The sequence below is a fragment of the Lewinella cohaerens DSM 23179 genome (assembly GCF_000379805.1).
GTDB lineage: Bacteria > Bacteroidota > Bacteroidia > Chitinophagales > Saprospiraceae > Lewinella > Lewinella cohaerens.
This window is the reverse complement of record NZ_KB903535.1, coordinates 101821-122600: the sequence shown is the minus strand read 5'-3', so window position 1 is coordinate 122600 and position 20780 is coordinate 101821. Positions and strand designations below refer to the sequence as shown.

The 20780-nt window shown below is 46.4% G+C and carries 18 protein-coding genes; 9 read left to right on the top strand and 9 right to left on the bottom strand.

Features of this window, described 5'->3' with window-relative positions; genetic code table 11:
- Positions 1 to 25: 25 nt before the first annotated feature.
- On the bottom strand, positions 26 to 1072 hold the full coding sequence (gene lpxD, locus A3EU_RS0106290; protein WP_026211252.1) for a UDP-3-O-(3-hydroxymyristoyl)glucosamine N-acyltransferase: 1047 nt from the start codon (positions 1070 to 1072) through the stop codon (positions 26 to 28).
- A gap of 85 nt (positions 1073 to 1157) precedes the next feature.
- On the opposite strand from lpxD, the gene hemC reads away from it, so the two are divergent.
- The 6 genes from hemC to A3EU_RS0106260 all read left to right on the top strand — a co-directional run bounded on the left by hemC (position 1158) and on the right by A3EU_RS0106260 (position 5764).
- Positions 1158 to 2054 carry a hydroxymethylbilane synthase gene (gene hemC / locus A3EU_RS0106285; RefSeq protein WP_026211251.1) on the top strand — a complete coding sequence of 299 codons (897 nt, stop codon included), beginning with the start codon at positions 1158 to 1160 and terminating at the stop codon, positions 2052 to 2054.
- 68 nt (positions 2055 to 2122) lie between these two features.
- Complete coding sequence (locus tag A3EU_RS0106280; RefSeq protein WP_020535283.1) at positions 2123 to 3094, top strand: NYN domain-containing protein; 972 nt, start codon at positions 2123 to 2125, stop codon at positions 3092 to 3094.
- A gap of 12 nt (positions 3095 to 3106) precedes the next feature.
- On the top strand, positions 3107 to 3793 hold the full coding sequence (locus A3EU_RS0106275) for a uroporphyrinogen-III synthase (RefSeq protein ID WP_083937279.1): 687 nt from the start codon (positions 3107 to 3109) through the stop codon (positions 3791 to 3793).
- 168 nt (positions 3794 to 3961) lie between these two features.
- Positions 3962 to 4390: a hypothetical protein gene (locus tag A3EU_RS0106270; protein ID WP_020535282.1), complete on the top strand. Its 429-nt coding sequence runs from the start codon at positions 3962 to 3964 to the stop codon at positions 4388 to 4390.
- A 139-nt stretch (positions 4391 to 4529) separates the two neighbouring features.
- Positions 4530 to 4823 carry a hypothetical protein gene (locus tag A3EU_RS0106265; protein WP_211213902.1) on the top strand — a complete coding sequence of 98 codons (294 nt, stop codon included), beginning with the start codon at positions 4530 to 4532 and terminating at the stop codon, positions 4821 to 4823.
- A 257-nt stretch (positions 4824 to 5080) separates the two neighbouring features.
- A complete protein-coding gene (locus tag A3EU_RS0106260; RefSeq protein ID WP_020535280.1) occupies positions 5081 to 5764 on the top strand; it encodes a hypothetical protein in 684 nt (227 codons plus the stop codon).
- A 4-nt stretch (positions 5765 to 5768) separates the two neighbouring features.
- Here the strand turns inward: A3EU_RS0106260 and A3EU_RS0106255 are convergent, their stop codons facing one another.
- The 6 genes from A3EU_RS0106255 to recN form a co-directional block, all read right to left on the bottom strand.
- Positions 5769 to 6254 (bottom strand): PD-(D/E)XK nuclease family protein, encoded by a 486-nt coding sequence (locus A3EU_RS0106255; RefSeq protein WP_425412652.1) that lies wholly within the window; start codon positions 6252 to 6254, stop codon positions 5769 to 5771.
- A 36-nt stretch (positions 6255 to 6290) separates the two neighbouring features.
- Complete coding sequence (locus A3EU_RS0106250) at positions 6291 to 8477, bottom strand: hypothetical protein (RefSeq protein WP_020535278.1); 2187 nt, start codon at positions 8475 to 8477, stop codon at positions 6291 to 6293.
- 136 nt (positions 8478 to 8613) lie between these two features.
- Positions 8614 to 10191 carry a hypothetical protein gene (locus A3EU_RS0106245; protein WP_156825676.1) on the bottom strand — a complete coding sequence of 526 codons (1578 nt, stop codon included), beginning with the start codon at positions 10189 to 10191 and terminating at the stop codon, positions 8614 to 8616.
- Between the two features lie 127 nt (positions 10192 to 10318).
- Positions 10319 to 12280, bottom strand: coding sequence for a putative porin (locus A3EU_RS0106240; RefSeq protein WP_020535276.1), 1962 nt, complete (start codon positions 12278 to 12280; stop codon positions 10319 to 10321).
- A gap of 391 nt (positions 12281 to 12671) precedes the next feature.
- On the bottom strand, positions 12672 to 14117 hold the full coding sequence (locus A3EU_RS0106235; RefSeq protein ID WP_020535275.1) for a choice-of-anchor B family protein: 1446 nt from the start codon (positions 14115 to 14117) through the stop codon (positions 12672 to 12674).
- A 49-nt stretch (positions 14118 to 14166) separates the two neighbouring features.
- A complete protein-coding gene (gene recN, locus A3EU_RS0106230) occupies positions 14167 to 15819 on the bottom strand; it encodes a DNA repair protein RecN (RefSeq protein ID WP_020535274.1) in 1653 nt (550 codons plus the stop codon).
- Positions 15820 to 16107: 288 nt separating this feature from the next.
- Between recN and A3EU_RS0106225 the strand changes: the two genes are divergently transcribed.
- The 3 genes from A3EU_RS0106225 (at position 16108) to A3EU_RS0106215 (ending at position 18095) form a co-directional block, all read left to right on the top strand.
- A complete protein-coding gene (locus A3EU_RS0106225; protein ID WP_020535273.1) occupies positions 16108 to 16605 on the top strand; it encodes a hypothetical protein in 498 nt (165 codons plus the stop codon).
- 257 nt (positions 16606 to 16862) lie between these two features.
- Entirely contained in the window at positions 16863 to 17300 is a 438-nt protein-coding gene (locus tag A3EU_RS0106220) for a hypothetical protein (RefSeq protein WP_020535272.1), read from the top strand.
- A 78-nt stretch (positions 17301 to 17378) separates the two neighbouring features.
- Positions 17379 to 18095 (top strand): hypothetical protein, encoded by a 717-nt coding sequence (locus tag A3EU_RS0106215; RefSeq protein ID WP_020535271.1) that lies wholly within the window; start codon positions 17379 to 17381, stop codon positions 18093 to 18095.
- Positions 18096 to 18187: 92 nt separating this feature from the next.
- Here the strand turns inward: A3EU_RS0106215 and A3EU_RS0106210 are convergent, their stop codons facing one another.
- Positions 18188 to 20104: a YgiQ family radical SAM protein gene (locus tag A3EU_RS0106210; protein ID WP_020535270.1), complete on the bottom strand. Its 1917-nt coding sequence runs from the start codon at positions 20102 to 20104 to the stop codon at positions 18188 to 18190.
- A gap of 284 nt (positions 20105 to 20388) precedes the next feature.
- The gene (locus A3EU_RS0106205; protein ID WP_044085529.1) at positions 20389 to 20718 is read right to left on the bottom strand and encodes a DUF6122 family protein; all 330 of its coding nucleotides are present in this window, start codon (positions 20716 to 20718) and stop codon (positions 20389 to 20391) included.
- Positions 20719 to 20780: the final 62 nt, after the last annotated feature.

Sequence of the window (20780 nt, the reverse complement as noted above, 5' to 3'; positions counted from 1 at the left end):
TCGCGCAAAGATAACTTTTTATTACTTATTTATCGCGATTACGCAAGGCTTCTACCTCTTGCTCTAGTCGATGCAGTTGTCTATAGAGGCCTGGCAACTTCTTGAAAACGGCATAAGAGCGGATATAATCACGGTAGGGAATGGCGGGTGAGCCGAACCAAGCTTGGTTGGGTTCTTCAATGGGACCAGCGATTCCGCTTTGTGCCTGGATTTGGGTGCCGTCAGCAATATTGACGTGGCCCACAAAGCCTACCTGGCCACCAATTCGACAGTGTTTGCCGATTTTAGTACTGCCAGCTACACCTGTTTGAGCTGCGATGACGGTATGCGCACCGATCTCAACATTATGTCCAATTTGTACGAGATTGTCGAGTTTTACGCCCTCTCCAATTCTTGTGACACCCATCGTTGCGCGATCGATAGAGGTATTGGCACCTACATCTACCCGGTCGTCAAGGATCACCTTGCCTACTTGAGGGACTTTTTGATAAACCCCTTGTTCATCAGGCGCAAAGCCAAAGCCGTCACTGCCGATGACGACATTAGCGTGCAGTACACAGTGCTCCCCTAATTCACATTGATGCAAGACCCGTACACCTGGAAACAGGATACTCCCTGCTCCAATACGCGCATTTGCTCCTACGAAGACCTGGTCGAAAATAACCACATTGGGACCAATAACTGCTCCTCGTTCAATGGTTGTAAACCGACCAATGACAGCAGAGTCAGCTACTTCGGCAGTAGGGTCGATATAGGCTTCGGGGGCTATTCCTTCCGGGCGTGCTTGTACCGCTTGGTCGTAAAAAGACAATAAGCGAGCAAATGACTCGTAAACCTTTTCTACTCGTAGTAGGGTAGGGGTGTAAGATTCGCGAGCAACGAAATCTTTGCTAACTACTACAATGGAGGCTTCCGTGCTGTAGAGATAAGCTTCGTATTTGGGATTAGCCAAAAAGCTGATAGACCCGGGTTCCCCCTCTTCGATCTTTGCGGGACGGTTTACCTGTACGGTTGCGTCTCCTTCTATTTCGGCACCGAGAATGCCGGCTAGTTCTTTTGCTGATAATTGCATGGGTGCAAAGGTATAAAGGCTTTGCTTTGTTACCAATAGAAAATCACCTAAGAAGGTTTGTTTTATGTATATTTGCCGCAAAAAATTGAAAAGGGAAGTAAGGATAGGTACCAGAGGAAGTAAGCTAGCACTGTGGCAGGCCAATTATCTACAGGCCGAATTAGCAAAAATAGGATTGAGTGCTAGTATTAATATTATCAAAACAAAAGGAGATAAAATTCAGGACTTAAGTTTTGATAAAATTGAAGGTAAAGGCTTTTTTACCAAGGAAATTGAGGACGCACTGCTAAGCGAAGAGGTTGATCTTGCGGTTCATTCTATGAAAGATCTTCCTACAACTTCACCTGAAGGCTTGGTTATTACAGCCGTTTCCTACCGGGAAGACCCTACGGATTGGCTGCTCATTCGTAAGGAGGTGAGTGTCACGAATAAATTATTACAACTGGAGACAGGAGCTGTGGTTGGCACATCTTCGGCTCGGCGTAAGGCACAATTATTGCATTTTCGTTCGGACTTGGTGCTTAAAGATATTAGAGGTAACGTTCCGACGCGTATCGATAAGCTTCGTCAGGGGCAATTTGATGCGATTATTCTTGCTGGTGCTGGTATTACTCGGCTGGAACTGGATTTAAGTGAATTTGATGTGATAAAATTTGACCCTAAAGAATTTATTCCTGCACCTGCCCAAGGGGTTTTGGCCTTCCAGGTTCGGGAGAGTGATAAAGAATTACGCCGCCAATTACGGGCGTTGCACAAGCAAGAGGTAGCGGATTGTACGAATGTGGAGCGGAGAGTGTTGAAATTACTAGATGGTGGTTGCCATTTGCCATTAGGGGCATATTGCACGAAGGATCACGAAGGAAATTATCATCTTTGGGCAGCTTATGCAGAAACGGCGACGGCTCCGCTCAAACAAGTTCGGTTGTCTTCAAGTACTCGTTTTGAGTTGGCTGAAGAAGCGATAAAGTCACTGAAAGGCTAATTGCTTTTTGCAAAGGAGTAATGGAAAACCTATATTTTAATAAAAATATAAAAGTTAGTAACTAAGGTATGCAAAGTAAAATGACTAAAATCGGCGTCTTCTATGACGGGAATTATTTTTTACATGTAAGTAATTACTATAACTACGATCATCCTCGACAAAGACGACTGAGTATCACTGGGTTGCATAAGTTTATAAAGCAAGAAGTAGCGGATAGAGAGCAAAGCTCAGCGGAGGTTTGCCACATTGTAGATGCTCACTATTTCCGAGGTCGGCTGAGTGCTCAGGAAGCCCATCAACGTGGAGCGGTACTTTATTGGGATCGGGTTTTTGACGATATTTTAATGTCCGCAGGTGTAACAACACACTACCTGCCGTTAAAAAACACAAATGGCCGTCGGGAAGAAAAAGGTATCGACGTTTGGTTAGCTTTGGAGGCTTATGAAAATGCTGTTTACAAGCACTTTGATGTAGTTGTTTTAATTGCCAGTGATGGGGATTTTTTACCACTGGTACGCAAGCTCAATACGTTAGGAACTCGGGTAATGATTCTTTCATGGGATTTTGAGTTTACAAACGATATGGGTAAAACTATGGTGACGAGAACCTCACAGGACTTACTCGAAGAGTCGTCGTACCCAGTACCGATGCACGAAATTATTGATAATCGCCTGCGGCGTAATGACCCATTAATTACTAATATTTTTGTACCAGGGGAGAGCAAAAGGCGCAATCATCCGGTATTTGAATCAGAAAACGATGATGCTCCCGAGCCAAGGGAAGAAGAGTACGATGGTGATGTAGGCGAGGTTCATAATAGTGAAATTCTAAGCTTGAAAAATGGTTATGGCTTCATTAAATTCCCACCGAATAATCTTTTCTTTCACTATACAAGTGTAAAGGAATTAGATTTTAATGATCTACTTGTGGGAGATAAAGTAGAATTCACCCTCGATAAAAATGAAGACAAGCAGTTTATTGCTACTAATGTTCAGCTCATAGAAGCAGAAGATGCGATAGCTTCATTGGAAGAAGAATAAACAGCATAATCAGTGCCACGGGTATTTCTTTCACGAAAATTAAAGCCAGCGAGTCCATTTCACCAACTTCGGTCAGAAGAAGGGTGGACATTGGAAGCGCAATCCTTGCTTCAATTTACACCAGTCAAAGTGGAAGACGTACCCGTGGCTTCCTGGCTTTTTTTTTATAGTGCTAAAGGAGTAGAGATGTTTCTACAACAGCAGTCACTCCGAAAAGGCCAGTTGCTAGCCTGTTTAGGAGCTAGTGCAGCGCGAAGTTTAAAAGCGCATGGATACTCTCCTGATTTTAGCGGAAATGGAGATCCAATAGCTACAGCCAAAGAATTCCGAAAAATTATTCAACAAGAAAGTGTCGTCTTTGTACAAGCACGCAAATCGCGGGCTTCTGTAGAGAAATTGCTTGGTGAAAATACGTCATGTCAAGCGCTCATTGTTTATGATAATCAGCCACTTAAGGACTTTGAGTTAGGGCCGGCAGATTATTTGATCTTCACCAGTCCACTCAATTTTGAGGCTTATAGGCAATGCTATGCCATACAGCCTACTCAACGATTAATAGGGATAGGAAACACCACTGCTGTAACTTTTTCAGAGGCAGCCGTTAAAGAGTATAGAATTGCCCGCCAACCTAGCGAAGCATCCTTGTTGGAATGTTTACTGGAATGGGAGCAAGAATATCCTCTAAGGAATGTTGAATAAATAAATCAGCATTCTTAATGAATGAATTTTGACACTGCACTTCGTTAAAAAGCCTCGCTGATGCGCTGCATCGCCTACGTTTTTTGCCTCGTTCAGTACCAAAATTCATTCTCATCAAAAACACTATTTATTTAATCGCCATTCCTAACATTGAAGTGATTTGTTTTTATGAACTATTTCCGCGTACTACTTTTGTTAACAGTTCTTGGTTTGCTGCATACTGCTTGCCAAGATACACAGCCGCAATCGGAAGAGGAAGAGACAAGAGAGGAGTTACCCGACTTTGAGGTGTTTTATCAATTGTTTCATTCGGATAGCGAGTACCAGTTGGTGCATATCCAGTTTCCTCTGCAGGGAGTGTCCTCCCGACCTGAAGATCACAGCATTAATTTTCGTTGGGAAAAAGAAGATTGGCAAATACATCGCAGCTTCGACGCGAGCAGCAGTTTTCGGTCGGAGTTTACAAGATTAGGAGATGATCTGGTTATTGAAAGGATTATTCATCAAAACGGACAGTACGGTATGGAACGCCGTTTTTCTCGCCTGGGAGGACAAGAGTGGTACCTGATCTATTATGCAGCACTACATCCTCTTTAAAAGGTTTTTCAGAAAATCGTTATTCGTTTTTGGAACTATTTCTGAGGATTCCCGTAAATTAATACTAAGAAACCGTTAGCCTATCTCTTTGATAGGCAACCAGGTACCCAAGCAGAGCAGAAACGAAATACGATATCACATGAAAAACGTTGATCAAGAGGTCAGCTGTCCAAGCTGTGGATGGCACCCTGATGGAAAAGAACATTGGAAATGCCATTGTGGTCATACTTGGGATGTTTTTTCGACCGGCGGACGTTGTCCGGCTTGTCTTTATCACTGGGAAAAAACCCAGTGTGCTCCCAAGGCCGGAGGTTGCAATAGTGTTTCTCCACATATGGATTGGTATGGAAATCTGGATGGTTGGTTGGACAAAGAACTAACTTTCCTGACCGTGCCAGAAGAAAAAGAACGGCGGGGAAGCCGTGGCCTTTGAGGTAGTATGCTTTCTATAAAGCTTACGGCTGCCAAGGCTTTATGCAGGCAGTTGGTACTTTACCAGTTGCCTTTTTTATTGTAGAGATAAATAAGTGGAAAAAAAATTACTAATCACTTACCTTTTAGGGATAGGATGACATTAACAGTAGGAATTTGTTTTGGTATAGTTCCTTTACAAAGCACACTAAAGCGCCATTTAAGCTAAAGTTGCTATATTGTAAATGCCTTAGTAACAACACATACAGACCTACACACATGCTCACTTATCAGTTTACAACAAGCCACCCTCCGCTATTAAAAGACTTCGGAGCCGTTCAAATCACTCAGTTATTAGATTTTCAGGATGTTTCTCAAAGCATCGAAATAGATATTAACGTTAGTGATCTTTTTCCTGGAATAACTTTTTTGTCCACTGCAATCGTAAAAATTGTTGCCACCAAAAAATGGGTGCGTTTAGGCGCGGTAAGAAAATTGTCTTCTGATCAATCTTGCCAAATTACTCAGACACTGGCGAATAGTATAGAAGAACTCGATAAGCTAAGTCCTTTGCTCCAACTTGTATGCAATACTCATTTCAAAGCATTTTCGGATAACCTGCTTAGGGAGTTGGAGATTACCAAAAGAGCACTCGAAACCTGGACAAATACCAAGTCTAATAACATAGAAGCCTCAAGAACAGCACATGCTGTTTATGCAAATTGGAGTTTGATCGATATTATTGAAGTTTCTTTTGAAACTTCGAAAATGATTGTAGAGGCTCAAGAGATGTTTGCAGAGGAAAATCGTACAAAAGGGCGTGACAAGACGACCTTCCATCAATCATCGACGCTGGAGAGATTGCACTATTTAAATAACAATAAGCAATATTACGAGACCTATTTGTATTATTACGAGGACTTTTTGAGAGAACAAACCACTTTTCTGGCAAGGGCTGTTTAGTATTCTAAGAAAGCGCACCGATCAAGACCTGGTAGTCATCAAAAAAGGCGTCCGTCGTTTTCATTTCCAATAATTCCAAAAGGACTTCGCCATAGTGATCCTCCAAGTCTTGGTGGGTGTATTCACAACGGATTTCTACCTCCCCGTTTTCGAGTTGCTGTAATCTCCACTGGTAGGTAGCGTTGATTTTTTCCAGTAATGCTTCGTATACTCCTTCGTGATCTAATTCGTCGAGTACTGGCTGTACACCGCTGAAAGCACGCGTGTTACGTACTAGTAGTTGTCCTTTTTCAATGATAAAATAGGCGGTGTGTGCCCAGGTAGAAGCTGGTTCCAAAAGCTTTGCGTACAATGCTAATTGAATATCTTCCCCGCTGCTCAAGAGATTGGTATGTCGAGCCTTTCCCCGCCACTTGAGGTCTATAATCGCTCGTTCTTCACCTCTTTTTAATACCAAGTCAGCACGACCATTGATGGGTAAATCGTTAATGGTTCCTTGAACGACGGCTTCTGTTGCCAGTACCTCTCATTTGTTTTCTTTGATAAGATTGATCAGGCTCCAAGCGGCGTATTTCATCTGCTTGGTAAATGCAATGCGCTCAGGTTCGCGCCCATAAAGCAGTAGCGTAGCACCTTCTTTTTCGAGAAGCGGCGGTATTTCTCGCTGAATCCAAGTATCAAGGTCATTTTTTGACCATTGCTTAAACGATTGTGCCAATAGCTTTTCCAGCAAGCGATGAGCTAAATTTCCCAACAGGCGGTTGTCTTGTACAACACTCAGTATACTGGATTGCCGCAGTTTGATATGATGGCGGAATACCCACTGGTAAGGATAGTACAGCAAGCGCTCAAGGCTGGTTGGGGTTTCAGCTTCTCGCCCGCGTAGGCTGTCTTTTACCCGCAAGAAGGGCTGGGGCTTGGCCAGTGGTTGTGGTTGTAATGTGGTGAAGGCGGGCAATTGAAAGGCTGCTGACCAGGCGGTGGCGGTGGTATCTTTGTCGAGATGAATGCTGATGGCGGAAAGATCTTCCCCAAAAGCAGCCATGAGGTCACCTAAGAGAGGATGAGGTGTTACTGCCTGGCCTTCGCAAAAATCAGGCTGGCAGAGGATAAGTTGCTTTTTGGTCCATAGCAAGGGCCGTTTTCGCTGAGCCACCAAACGTTGGTTCTGTTGGTCAGGTCCTTCTAGCTGAACGCCAAATTTAGCCAGCTCCTTAAGCTCTGCGGGGTACCAGCGCGAGAAAAAATAGTCAGGCTCTCTTTCAAAAAAGTCCCACCAGACAAGCTTGTCCACGGGGCCTACGACAGCACCGGCCTGATGGACGAGAGGCAAATGATGGGCCTGGGCAGCCTGGTACTCCAAAGGGGCCGGCTCATAAATGGTACGAACGATGCGTTCTAATTCGAGATAACCGAGCTCGTCTTCTGGCAAGGCTGCTAGTAGCTCAACAATACGACGAGCCTGGGCAGACAAGACCAGCAAGGTTGCTGCTCCTTCTTCCTTACCCAGGTTGGTGGCCCATTCCTGTAAGTGGGTATAGATGGCCATGACCTCCTGCTTCGCTACCTTTTCCTGGCGGCTATCAGCACGCTGGCGATTGAACCAAAAGTCAAATTCAGCTCGGATAGCCGCTATTCGCTTGGTGCCTTTAGGGCCTAAGCGTTGGGGGAGTTCTTTTTCAAAATAGTCGCGAATCATTCCGTACCAACGGCCGGAAAATAGCCCGGGTGTGTCCGCTAAAAAGGCTGCAATTCTTTGCCCCAACCCGGCATCGAGCGGCTTGACAGCTAGCGAGACAAACTCCATGATTTTATAAAGGTCCACTGGTTGCCACAAAAATACGGGAGCCAGTTTGAGTACTTGTAAGCTGGGCCGAGCCAGCGATGCTGCAGGCACACCCAGGCTAGGGAGCCCCTCTAGGGTGAAGGCACTGTCGAGGGTACGGTTCGCTTGAGGGAGCAGGAGCGAGGGCCGAAAGGCCGTATTTTCTTGTAGCAAACGAGCAAGATAGGCCGCCAGGTGAGTTTCCCGAAACCCATTCATAATGAGCAGACTACCATCACCTCGTAGTGGTGCTGGCTTAGCTAGGGTTCCATGCAGGAAAGCCTGCCATTGCCCCAAGTCTGTTGCCAAATCCGGCGTAGGAAAGTCTTCTACGTCCTGTATTTTCAGGTTTAGTGCTGTGAGGGCTTCGAAAAATCTTTGCCAAAAGGGCGGAAAAAGATGTCGCTCGTCGCAAAGGATAAGCGTATCTAAAAAAGCAGGAATCCGTTCGGCTTGCGCCAAAACTGCTACGAGCCGATCCGCGCGGCCGGGCAGCAAATGGAAAGCTGTATCCTTAGCGGTAAATAGACCTTCAATTTCCATTAGCGCGCACAAGCGACCCGACTGGATATCGGTATTGCCGAGATCACAGCCTGCAAGCAATAGCTCGTCGCGTCGGTCGAGGATACTGGCTGCTGTGCCCATATCGTCGGCTACGAAGGAAGCGTGATAAAATGCCTTTGGGTGCTGTTGGAGATGGTGTTTGAGGGCTTGCCGGTACTGCTCGATACGTAAATGCTCCACATTTTCTTCTGGCTGCCGCAGCCCCAGATGGTCTTCTAACCAAACGAGTAGTTGCCGGGGGCTGCAATACATTTCTCCTACTGTTAATGCTTGAGGAGTTGGAAGTACCTGGTCCTGAAGAGCGAGGCCTAAGTGGATGCGCATAAGTGCGTTTTAGAGCAATTCAATAATGAATAATAGCCTCAATAATAACACTATTTTTAGGAATGACCTTCGCAAATGGTTCCTTGAATGAGTGTTGCTTTTATAAAATAAAGCGAGCATCAGAAAAGCAGCCCTGCTATTGCTTTATAATTGGCAATCGCTGCTGCCAATCATGATTGCGAAGTAATAATTGATAATATCCGCCAGGTAAATTGGCTAACATGTTTTCTGTTCTCCTACTGATCTCTTCGGTGCTTGCTGCGCTTAGGTCAAGTAGAGGGCGCCCCAAAGCATCCGTTAGTAGTGCATCCACCTTCGTACTTGGTAATAACCATTGTAGTTGAACGGTATAGCTAAACGGGTTAGGTTGGATTTTCGCCATTTCTCTATCAACCAATACTTCACTGCTGGCAGTAGAAATATTGGGATGTAACGAAACCTTAAACAGTCGGTTACTTGCACTACTTGGCGTAATGTTGGGAATGACTGCTTTGATGCCACCATAGATATAGGCGACCTCTTGTGTTTCAGTGATGCTATTGAGGTCAATAACACCTTCGGAAGAAAGGGGGACATCTTCGAGCAATACCAGCTTGGCATTAGTGCCTAGTAATTCATCAAATTCGGTATTTAGTACTTGCTCCTTAGTGGTGCCATCAGCAGCTCTGCTCATCATGGTGAAAGAAGGAATAAAGGGGATTAGCTCTTCTTCTACAAAAGTTTGCGATTCTGTATCATAGGTGTGAAAACTCAGACCACCGAAGAAAACCGAATGTATCTCATCTTGTGCCATATCGTAAACAGGAAGAATCGGGCAAGTATATTGGCTCATGAGTTGTTCATAGTCTTCGTTGATTTCGATGCCATTTTCGCTGATGTAGATAGGGTGTAGGTACGGTAAGTCTGCCTCAGGTCGGAAGACACCACCATAAGCACAAAGGCCTTCTTCACCACCTTCCAGTACACAAGGAGCTACACTGAGGTCACGCCGATGAAACTCAGGATCACCAAAGGCTTCATAATCAATAATCTGAGGAGTACCTTCCGTATCGGTCGTTAATCGGAATTTACGAATTTCACTGCTGTATTCTTGTGTGAAGGCAGGCGCTCCGCTCTGGCTGTATAATCCATTAAAATCATGGCCGCCAACCAAGTAAGTCCACTCGCCCAATTGATGTGCTTCTCCGCCGCATAATCTTATCCGCTCATCGGTATTGCTATCCACGGCTTCCGCAATATTGGTGTCGTTTTGTATCGCGTTTACCAAAGTTGGTAAATCCATTACGGTAAGCTGGTCAAATGTTACAAACAGATCGGTCGCCGCATCCTTACCATAACCGCCAAAAACGTACAGTTTGTCCTCTTTTTGTACGTATTGAGGATTACTGCTTTGCAATGGAGCTGCAACAGAGGCATCTAAGTCTTCCAACCCTTTTTGCCATAGATCGCCAGTAACTGGGTCAAGTACCCAGATTTGGTTATTCGCTGTTTGTTCGGGGAAACCCGTAAAAGGGAAAAAGCCGTGTAGACCGTTGCTACGCCCGGCTACAATAATCCAATATCCTTGCCATTCAGCGAAAGCGAAAGAATGCAAACCAGGCCAGTTGACAGGGGTAACATCCTCGATGCTGACCGTAAATGCTAAATCATCGGACTGACTAAGACCGAGGCTGTATTGAAATAGTAAAAAGAAGAGCAGAAAATGGGTTCTCATTTTTTTTATCCCAATATCTGCACCGTGAACCAAGAAGTCTTATTTTTTCAACCAATGGTGTTTGGCTTTCAACGAGTGGCAATTGGTCTGTTAGACTTGTCTCATGATTAATATTCAAAAAATCTCCCTAGTCCAACATCCGCCAACTGACCCCAAAGCGTAGCGCCGACGAAGGCCAGGGGTAAAATGCAGAAAGAAACAACCGCTGATCTGGCGCCCAGATGGTAGAGAGGTTCTCTCCTTTGATGAAGGCCCTAAAACGCGATACACGGAAACTGAAATAAGCATCTACGTTAGGGAAGAAATCCACCTCTTGGCGATTTTGTAGCTGAAATTGAGCAATAAGTGGATTGTAATAATCGGGCTGAAAGGCCGTCGTATATCTTACGTCTGCGCCAATTTGCACATTGAGGACCTGGAACCAGAGACCGTTATAGACGAGGCTGTGTTTGGCAAAAATGCTCGGTAGGCGCAGAAACTCATCGTCGGTTTGCTGTAGAACTACGCGGTTACGTAAGCTAAAAGCACCAAAGCGGAAATCTTTCTGAGCTGAGAGCTGCAGGATACTTAGAGGAGTACCGGTCTGTTGCGGTGCGGCAGTGCTGTCGAAATAGATGAAGTTATTGAGTAGGTGGTAAGTGCCTCCCAGTTCAACTCCGATCGATTCCAAGCGATAGCTGGCGGCAAGTTTATTGGATACTGTTTTGTCAAAATTGCTGCGGTACAGTTCCTGTTGGGTGAGCCAGAAACGTCCCTCTAACAGAGTAGGAGAGTAGAGCTGGTTGCGGACTTCGAGGTGCAAGATGCCCGCTTTTTTTAAATCGATATCCAAGCTGCCTTTGAGGCTAAAGTCTCCCACTTGGTCCCAAAGGGCGAGCAAACCTTCTATCTGTAAACGGAGCCGGTCGCCTGGGCGAATACCAATTTTTCCCGTAAGGAGCAAATTATTCACCACAGTATCTGTGGGTTCCATCCGAACGTCGTTGTAGCGATGGGTGAGGCCTACTTCCACCAGGTCTTTTTGCTGGCGTTGGCGGTTACCGTCAGCTAAGCGGAAGGTACTCAGGCGAAAACTGTTCTCTATTGAGCGTTGCTCTACAAAGTAGCGCGCACCGCGAATATCCTGTAATAAACTGGGGAAGCGCTGGTAGAAGGTGGTGTCGGTTAAGGTGTATTCATCGGCAAAGCGATAGGTGTTTTTATCATAGTCAAACTGATGTGATAGGGTGAATGCGCGGCGTGACCGCCCGGTAGAGTCGACTTGCCCGCCAAAGCGATAGTAGTGGGTGTACATTATTTCTCGCAAAGCATAACGGCTTTGACCATCGTCAAGAAACACTTCGGCGGTAGCGGGGGAATCAAATTCTCCGCCACTTTCCGGTAGGGTGATGATGCCGCCATTGTCTTCCGCATTGGTGGTGTTGGCCGAATAACTGAGGAAACCGTCATAATGGCCTCCCTTGCTGTGGAGCCAAAAGCCAGTAGCTAGTGCTCGTGTTTGGTTGCGTTGGTTAGGATACTGACTGGACGAGGCTTCCTGAGTGATCGCTCGGTAATCTAGTGCGTAGTTGATGCCATTGGCGAAATTTCGACTGAATTTGGCACTGATGATATTGTCTTGTTGTTCTGATCCCTGTACAAATTTCAGATCGGTATAGGGGCGTTCCAGGCGGTAGTAAGGCATGGTCCTTCCATTGATATGGTAAAGGTCATACTGGTTCCAACCCAAGCTAAAGCCACCTCGGTCTTCGCCCTGATAAACCAGGGGCTGATGGGCAGAACCCAAAATGCCCAGACTGGCATAGTCGTCAGGCAGTTGCCGGGTAGGGTCGAATTGATGAAAGGTCGTAAGTAGCGAGTCGCTGTAGGGGCGTTCTTCGTTGGGGTTGTCTACGTGGAAAATAAAGATGCCGAAGGTGTCGGGTGCTGTTTCGCGTTGATCGCCACCTCGTTGGCCGCTGTTGGAGGTGTTGCCCCCCGTCTGATTGGGGATCGTAGACGCTGGCCGTTGTGCTTGTAAGCTCAGGGAGAGCAGACAAAAAATGGCAAATAACCGCAGCGGCAATAAGTCAGTAAAGGACACGCTCATTAGGTAATGGTATCAAGGTACAACGCGCAAGTTACGAACTCATTGCGGCAGTAGAAGAGTGTTAAAGACTAATTTACGTGAGATTTTAGCGTATCCAAGTTCTTTGGCGCCAGTGTAGTAGAAAAGCTTGGTTTGGGAGTTAAGCTGCGTGGTGTTTCATGATTCACAAAAAACTCCTTGCATAGAGGACTTTTTGATCATGCGCTTTTGAACCAGTGCGCAGGCCGTGAGGCCGGAGCTCGGTGCCAGGATGGCGCAAGGACAATAGGATAGTAGCTGCGCTGTAAGGGCGGGTTTCAAACCCGCCCTTACGGAGCAGTGGATAGCCTGGTGCCGTATTGGCGTTTGCACCGCAACGCCAATACCGGCATGGCCCCAAAACAAAAAATGATCAATTTTGAACAATCACTTTCTGGGTCATTTGCCACTCCTTTGCCTGGATGTCTAGCAGGTACATCCCGTTCGGTAAGGTGGGTAAGGCGAGTGAGGTGCTGCCTGTACTCAAGGTCGTTGTGGTAAAGGTATGTATCACTTGGCCACTTAGGTTGAGTAGGTGGAGTTTGGCTTCCGTAGTCGTTGCACTTTGTGGAAGTTGCAAGTTGATAGCGCTGGATGCCGGTTGTGGGAAGATGCTTATTTCCCCGGCCCACGTTGGTTGTTCCGTACTGTTGACAATGCCGCAGTTGAGTACGCTTTCTGTTTGCTGATAGCACTCGGTCTCCGGGCCTCGTATTACAAACAAGCCTTTTTGCATATCTGAAACAAGAATATTGCCAGATGGTAAAAACGGATAGACACCCCAGGCTCCGCGATAATTGTTATCGAATGCCCAATTAGAAGTGTCGTAATAATATGCTGGTACAGGGCTTGAAGGATCAGAAATGTCATAGACCATGAGCCCATCATAGTAGTACGATACGTAGAGGTAGTTACAGGCAACAATCTGGTTGTGGGGAATGGTTTGTGACAAATCAGGGTTTAGCGAAGCCAGCACACCAATGTCCAATAAGTCCGTTGGGTCGCTCACATCGATCACTTTGATGGGATAGCCGTGGTTTTCATCACCGAGATAGTAGTACTGACCATCGTTGCTGGGCCAGCCCGAGTGGTTGTAACCAGAGAAGGAATAGTCCTCCATTACCCCCAATGTCTGGGGATTCATAGGGTCGGTGAAATCTACCATCGCGAAGCCATCATAACCACAATTGAGGTAGGCCAGCCCGTCGTGAACATAAGCATCGTGAACATGCCCTACCGAAAGTCCACCAAAATTGGAGTATTCGGCCAGGTAGACTGGCGTTGTAGGCTCACTGATATCGTAGATACGCATTGCTGATCCTCCTGCCGTACCCCCGTAAGCGGCTAAGCAATAGAGCTTGGCTTGTAGGCTGTCTATGAAAATATTGTGTGCTTGCTGTAAGGTTTCCGCACTATCATACACTACCGATACCGAATCTGGCAAGGTGCTAATGTCGATAATCTGCAAGGTGCTATTACCACCTTCATCCGCTACAGCATATAGGTAGCAGCCGTAATGGTGGAAATCGCGATGGATGATAGAAGGCCCCACAGAGCCACCTGCCACAAAATCCATTTGGCGAATATCATCAGGGAAGGTGACATCCAGGAAATGGGTGCCAGCAGTAGATCCAATCACGGCGTATTCTCGGCCACCAATGGCTAGGCCCCAAACATCATTGTAGGTGTTGTCATAAGCAGAAGAGCCCACTAGGTTGGGGTCGTCCCAGTTGCCAAGCATGGTTGCCTCCTGTAGTTCTATTTGAGCAGTTAGAGAAAGCGTCAGGCATAGGCCTAAGAGTAAAAATACATTTCGCATAACAGATGTTTTTCTGATCCGCGAAGATAAGAAATGCCCATTGCTATTCTCAGCCAATCAGCTCTTTTGCATTCTCCAAGGCAGAACTACTAGGTGGATTCTGACTCAGCATAACAGCGATAGCCCGCACGCGCTCTTCGGCGGCCAGCTGTCGTACTTTGGTCATGGTGCGATCGCCGTCTTCTTTTTTGTAGACAAAGAGGTGCTCATCTGCCCGGGCAGCCACTTGCGGCGAATGGGTAATGACGACTACCTGGTGGTGATTGCTGAGCTTTCGCAGGATATACCCCATCTTGAGGGCCACATCGCCGGATACGCCTGCATCAATCTCGTCAAAGATCAAGGTTGGAAGCGCCATTGCACTGGCCACCAACGATTTCGTGACCAAAGTAAGGCGCGATAATTCGCCACCAGAAGCAACATTTTTAATCGGCTTGGGGGCACTACCTTTATTGGCAGAGAAAAGAAATTGCACTTCATCCAAGCCAGTAAGGCTCAGTTGCGGCAATTCCTGGATGTCAACCACCAATTGAGCGGCGGGCATTGCCAAGTCAGCAAGGGTAATGGCTACTTCCTGTGCAAAAGTTGGGCCTACTGCCCGGCGTTTTTTACTGAGTTCTTGTGCTTGTTGGCGCAGCTTCTTTTCTGCGGTTTCGACCTGTTTGGTCAGTTGCTCGATCTGCTCGTCAACATTTTCAAAAAGACTTAAATCCTTTTGTAGCCCCTCCTGGATAGTCAAAAGCTCTTCAATACTAGTGACGTGGTGTTTCTTCTGCAAACGGTAGATCATGTCTAGGCGGGCCTGCATCTCCTGAATCCGTTCGGGATCATAGTCCGTAGCTTCGGCATGGCGCTCTAGCGCAGTACCTATATCATTGAGTTCTTCGGTTAGGCTAAGGAGCCGTTCCTGAAGTTCGGATACTACGGGGTCCACTTTGGCAGAACTCTGCAATGATTGGGTGAGCGTCTGTAGTTGATCAACGATGGATTGCTCACTTTCGCACAAAAACTGAAAAGCTTCGGCACTCGAACGCTTGGTGTCTTCGGCGTTGCTGAGGCTGGCAAAGTCTGTCTCCAGGCTTTCTTGTTCATCGGCTAACAGTTCGGCTTCCTGCAGTTCAGTAAACTGAAATCGCTTGAATTCTAGCTCCAGGTTAGCACTTGCGTTTTGGTTGCGCAACTGCTCTAGCCGAGATTTAGTTTTGCTATAAGCCCGATAGCCTTCCTGGTAATCTTTGAGTAATGTTTTGTTTTCGGCCAGCGCATCCAATAACCTCAGCTGGAAACCCATCTGATGAATATCTAGGGTGTCAAATTGTTGGTGCAGGTCGATTAATACGGCACTCAGGCTTTGCAGTAGCTTCAGGTTAGCTGGCGTATCATTGATAAAGGCCCGGCTTTTGCCACTAGGGGTGATTTCGCGGCGGATAATGAGTTCGTCTTCGTAATCGAGGTCATTGTCCACGAAAAAATCCCGTAGGCCGTATTCGCCTACTCTAAATCGGCCTTCAATCACACATTTTGTAGTAGGATCATAGAGCGCTTTGGTGTCGGCTCTCTCTCCCATAATTAGTCCGAGTGCACCTAGGATGATAGACTTTCCCGCACCCGTCTCACCAGTGATGATGGTCAGGCCCTCAGGGAAGGAGATATTGAGCACCTCAATGAGGGCATAATTTTTTATGTGCAGGCTTTGAATCATACTCCAGTTACTGGCTTCGTGCTTAATCGCGACAAAAGTAAAGCTTTTAAGACATTTATAGGCTTTTTCTGCGGTTCTTAAAATTTTTTGTTGGTCAATTGCCCGAATTGTCTTTTCTTGCCTTTCGGTTTAAAACGATGTACAGGATTTTAACTTTCGCTGCAATTTTTTGTGATCAAACGGAAACGAAAATTGTTAGTTACAGGTGCAGAGCGTGATTTTTTGACTTCAAGTGCAAAAGACATCAGAGAATCAATTTTGCGACCTCAACACCAAAAGTAAACAACTATGACCGCTTTATCTCGCAGCCTGTTTGTTGCGTTTTGTCTCTTTATGGTCTTCTCCCTTAGCAACTGCTCTGCCGACGGTCACGTTCGGGGTTGGCAGCCATTGGATTTACTGCCCTACGGAGTATCCGTCTCTGTTTTAGCACCTCCTGATGCGGAGGTAAAAGTGGGTAGCCTCAAATCAGCACTAGTAAGCGATCTTACCATAAAGGGAGGCAGTGATTACAGCATCCAGCTGTTCTATGGTCCCGCAATCACCAATGATATTGCCCACCTCAAAAATGAACATCTGGAGAATGTTCGAGACAATCGCTATTTCAATAAGATTGTCAAGGAGGAAGTGGCCGGTTTTATTTACCAATCCGTGATTGACAGTACAGCTACTTACGGTTTTCGTTTCGTGAAATTGCAAGGCGACCAGGAATTGAACTTTCAGACAGGCCTGGGCGCACTGTTTTCCCTCGAAGATGTTCAGTTGATGTACGAGGCGGTGAAGTAGTTGGTTCGATGGTCGGTTAGTTCGATGGTTGGTTTTTGGGGCCTACCCTCCTTGAGTCGGGTCGCTATGTTACAGGGCTCGCTGTTCGCTCGGCCATATTGCGCCAATGGCTCGTGCTGCGCTACTCACCAGTGGCACAATATGTCTGGCCCGTCAGCGCCGGGCCACCCTTCCACAGCGCTAGGCCGAGGCATCTAAGGGGAATCCTTCTGCTATTCTATTTAGCTAAACAAGAATATTAATGCAACGATTATTCAATGAATAAGCTAATTTCCCTATTGTTGTTGACCTCGTTATTGTTAGCCTCCTGCAATAATGATAGGAAGAAAACGGTCAAGTTTTTCACCAATTATCAAGAGGGCATCCAGGTTGCTGCTAAAAAGAATCAACCCATATTGCTCATTTTTGCTGCCTACGCAAGTCCAACTGGAAAAACAGAAGGTTTGCTCTACGCTCCCGAACTCAAGACTGTACTTGAGCAATATGTCTGTATATTGCTAATGACCGATGACCGGAAATTATCAGAAAATGGACAAACCCAAGGCGAGGTTAATACTGAATTGCAAAAAAGCTACGGACATAATTTCCAACCCTGCTTCTTGAAGTTAACCCCCGATCTACAGCCAATCGGTGCCCCTGGTGGTTACATGAAATCAGAAAAAGAATTACTCGTTTTTTTGGAGACGAAAGATTAGTGGTGATCTAATCTTGAATTATGTTAAAGAAAAATAGGAATCTCATCCAATCCGTTTTCGTCTTAAACTAATTCAAACATGCGCAACTTCCTCTCTCTTTGTTTTTGTCTTTCTCTATTCACAACTTTTGCCCAGAATTCTGAGATCAGATTAACCACAGGTTTGGTGGGCAGTGACCTGTTTACTAAAACGTCAGTCGCTAGATTTTACGAAAATAATACGCTTACCAATTATTATGCCCTTAGGCAAGATTTTAGGCTTAGCCCATACATAGGTATCGAAAAGCGTTCCGCAAATGGTGTTCGGCAAAGCTGGGGTATCCTCCGTGCTAGTTTCAATAATGGTACTGCTGAGGTCGTAAAGTCAGATTCGAGTACGGGTATTTTCGAACCTACTTCTGGTGAAAAAAGAAGAGAGGTAAGCCTGGCTTTACGATGGGCTTTAAGTAAAAGGGTTACCGCATTTTCTGGCCAGCGTTTTACAACATCTTTCGGGCTTGCTATCGATCCCTTTTTTCTGCATTACAGGTCTGTACCCAGCACCTCGGCAGGCTTTCCATTCACATTGACACAGTTGGGGGTTACGGGCAGCTTTTTGACCCAGTTTGAGTACCGTATTACTTCACGGTTAGGAGTAGTTTTACAAGCACCTATCACGTTCAGCCGACTTTACGGGCAAAAAGCATCTCTGGAGAACCCTTTACTCACAACTCAGCAGCAGTCCAATAGCTTGATTGACGCAGAGGTTAAGTTAAGACCAGACCAACTTTTGTTGGGGGTGAGCTATAAGTTGTAGGCACTTTTTAAAGTCGGAGGTCGGAGGTGTTTGATGCTATTATGAAATCTGAAACCATCAACCATCTAACCATCTAACCATCCAACTTCTCCTTACCTTTTCTTCCTCCCCTTGTGTCCTTTTCTTCTTGCTTTTACGCGGCCTTTGATGGTCTCGCGCTTGGCATGGCGTTTTTTGTCTGCCAGTAATTTTTCGATCAAATCCTCACGGTCCATACCGATGAGCTTGTCTTTGATCTGCTGGTAGTTTTCACGCTTGTGCCAGAAAAAGAACATATGCTGTTGCTTTTTCTCTTTGGGGCTACGAGCAGTGTATACGGGGCGCAAGGTATAGGGGTGTAGGCCGGTGTAGTAGGCTACGGTGGCTACGGTCATTGGCGTAGGCGTGAAATCCTGTACCTGTTCCAGGCGGAAGCCCATGTCTTTGGTTTCGGCAGCCAGGTTGGCCATCTCTTCGGCGGTAGAGCCGGGGTGACTGGAGATAAAGTACGGGATCAAAGGCTGATTCAATCCGTGCTTTTTGTTGATCTTTTCGTACTTCTTTTTGAAGGCATGAAAATGCTTAAACGAAGGCTTACGCATCATCCTTAGGGTTGCATCACTGGTGTGCTCAGGAGCTACCTTCAGTCGACCACTGATATGGCAGGTTACTACCTGTTCCAGGTATTCGTCGAGGCTGCCGTCGTTCTTCTTGTTGTAGTCATCCACGAGTAGATCATAACGGATACCACTGCCCACAAAGGCTTTCTTTACTTCAGGGTGAGCATCTACCTTTTTGTAGAGCTCTGTCATGGGCTTGTGGCTGGTGTCGAGATTACTACAAATAACGGGATGAATACAGGAAGGAGCGACACAGCGGTCACAAATTTCCTGCACCTTGCCTTTCATCTTGTACATATTGGCCGAAGGGCCGCCCAAGTCACTGATGTACCCTTTGAAATCAGGCATTTTGGTCACCACTTCCACCTCTTTCATGATGGACTCCTCTGAGCGACTGGCAATAAACTTGCCTTGGTGTGCCGAAATGGTACAGAAGCTGCAACCTCCAAAACATCCCCGGTGCATGTTTACCGAAAAACGGATCATCTCGTAAGCGGGAGGCGTACCCCGTTTCTTGTACTTAGGGTGTGGCAAGCGAGTATAAGGTAAATCAAAAGATGCATCAATTTCATCTTCGATCATCGGCGGATAAGGCGGGTTGATGACCAAAAGGTTGTCTTTCACTTTTTGCGTCAAGCGACGAGCTTGCACTTTGTTGGACTCTTGCTCGATGTGTTTAAAGTTGGCCGCAAAAGCTTTTTTATCCTTCAGGCACTTTTCGTGGGAACTCAATTCTAGTGTTTCCCAGTTTTTATTTTTGGGCGGTTCTGCTTCTCTATCCTGAAGGAAGGCGGTCTNTGGGATAGTGTTGAGTCGGTCAAAAGGTACACCACGATTTACCAGGCGGATGATTTCGCGCAAGGGTTGCTCACCCATACCGTACACTAGCAGGTCGGCTCCGCTTAAAGTCAAAATATTGGGAAACAACTCATCTTTCCAGTAATCATAATGCGTAACCCGACGCAGCGAAGCCTCGATGCCACCAATTAATACCGGTACATCGGGGTAGAGTTCTTTAAGCTTTTGAGTATAAACAACCGTCGCGTAATCGGGACGGAAACCGGCGTGTCCGCCAGCAGTATAAGCGTCGGTAGAACGCCGGCGCTTGGAGGCAGTGTAGTGATTGACCATTGAGTCCATACAGCCCGAGGTGACTCCGAAGAACAAACGTGGGCGACCAAACTTCTTGAAGTCGCGCAAGTCATCCTGCCAGTTGGGCTGAGGAATGATAGCGACTCGTAAGCCCTCACTCTCCATGATTCTACCAATCACAGCGGTACCAAAAGCAGGGTGGTCGACATAGCAGTCCCCAGAGACGAGGATTACGTCCACCTCTTCCCAGCCACGCATTTCTACTTCTTTCTTAGTGATGGGGAGCCAATCCGTCAAAGGGCGGTTGTCATCGAGCATGTTCTTGCGGCGGTGCCGTATTGAAAGTTTACAAAACAAATAGACTACAAAAGTAAGGATAAACGGAGACTTATTGTTCGCATATCTTATTGATAAGGCGGGAAATACTTTCGTTTAGAATGATAAAGCGCCGAATGCGTGAGCGATGTGGAAGGGTGGCCGACCGTGAGGAAGGGCAGACGGCTCTACCGATTTCATCGGGAGAGCCGGCCGAGCGAGCAGCGAGCCCTGTAACGTAGCGACCACGGAGTGGGCACGCCCTGAAAATGAAAATACTCAAGCCATTACATCCACAAGCAATCTTGGTAGTCGGTCAGCATGTGTAAAAGGAGGCCAACAGCGATGATGCGAAACCGAGGAAAGAAAAATAATAGCGCGTAGATGGCAATGGCGTAATAGGAGTGTAAAGAGTGAAACCCGATGCTACAACGATTGGGGTCAAACAATGGGTCGGCAAGGAGGTGATCGAGGTCTACCAACATAGTGGCAATCATGATCCACCAGGCGCGCTGCCAATTGGATCTGAAAAACAGCCATGCCAATACACCGGGCACCAGGAAGTGGCCTGAATAATGCACGATAGCTTGTGCAATGTTGATGTATTGGTGGTCCATGATGAAATTATTTTCCCTGTAGCCCCTCTGCTCTAAAAAAAACAATTCCCCACAACGGTTCA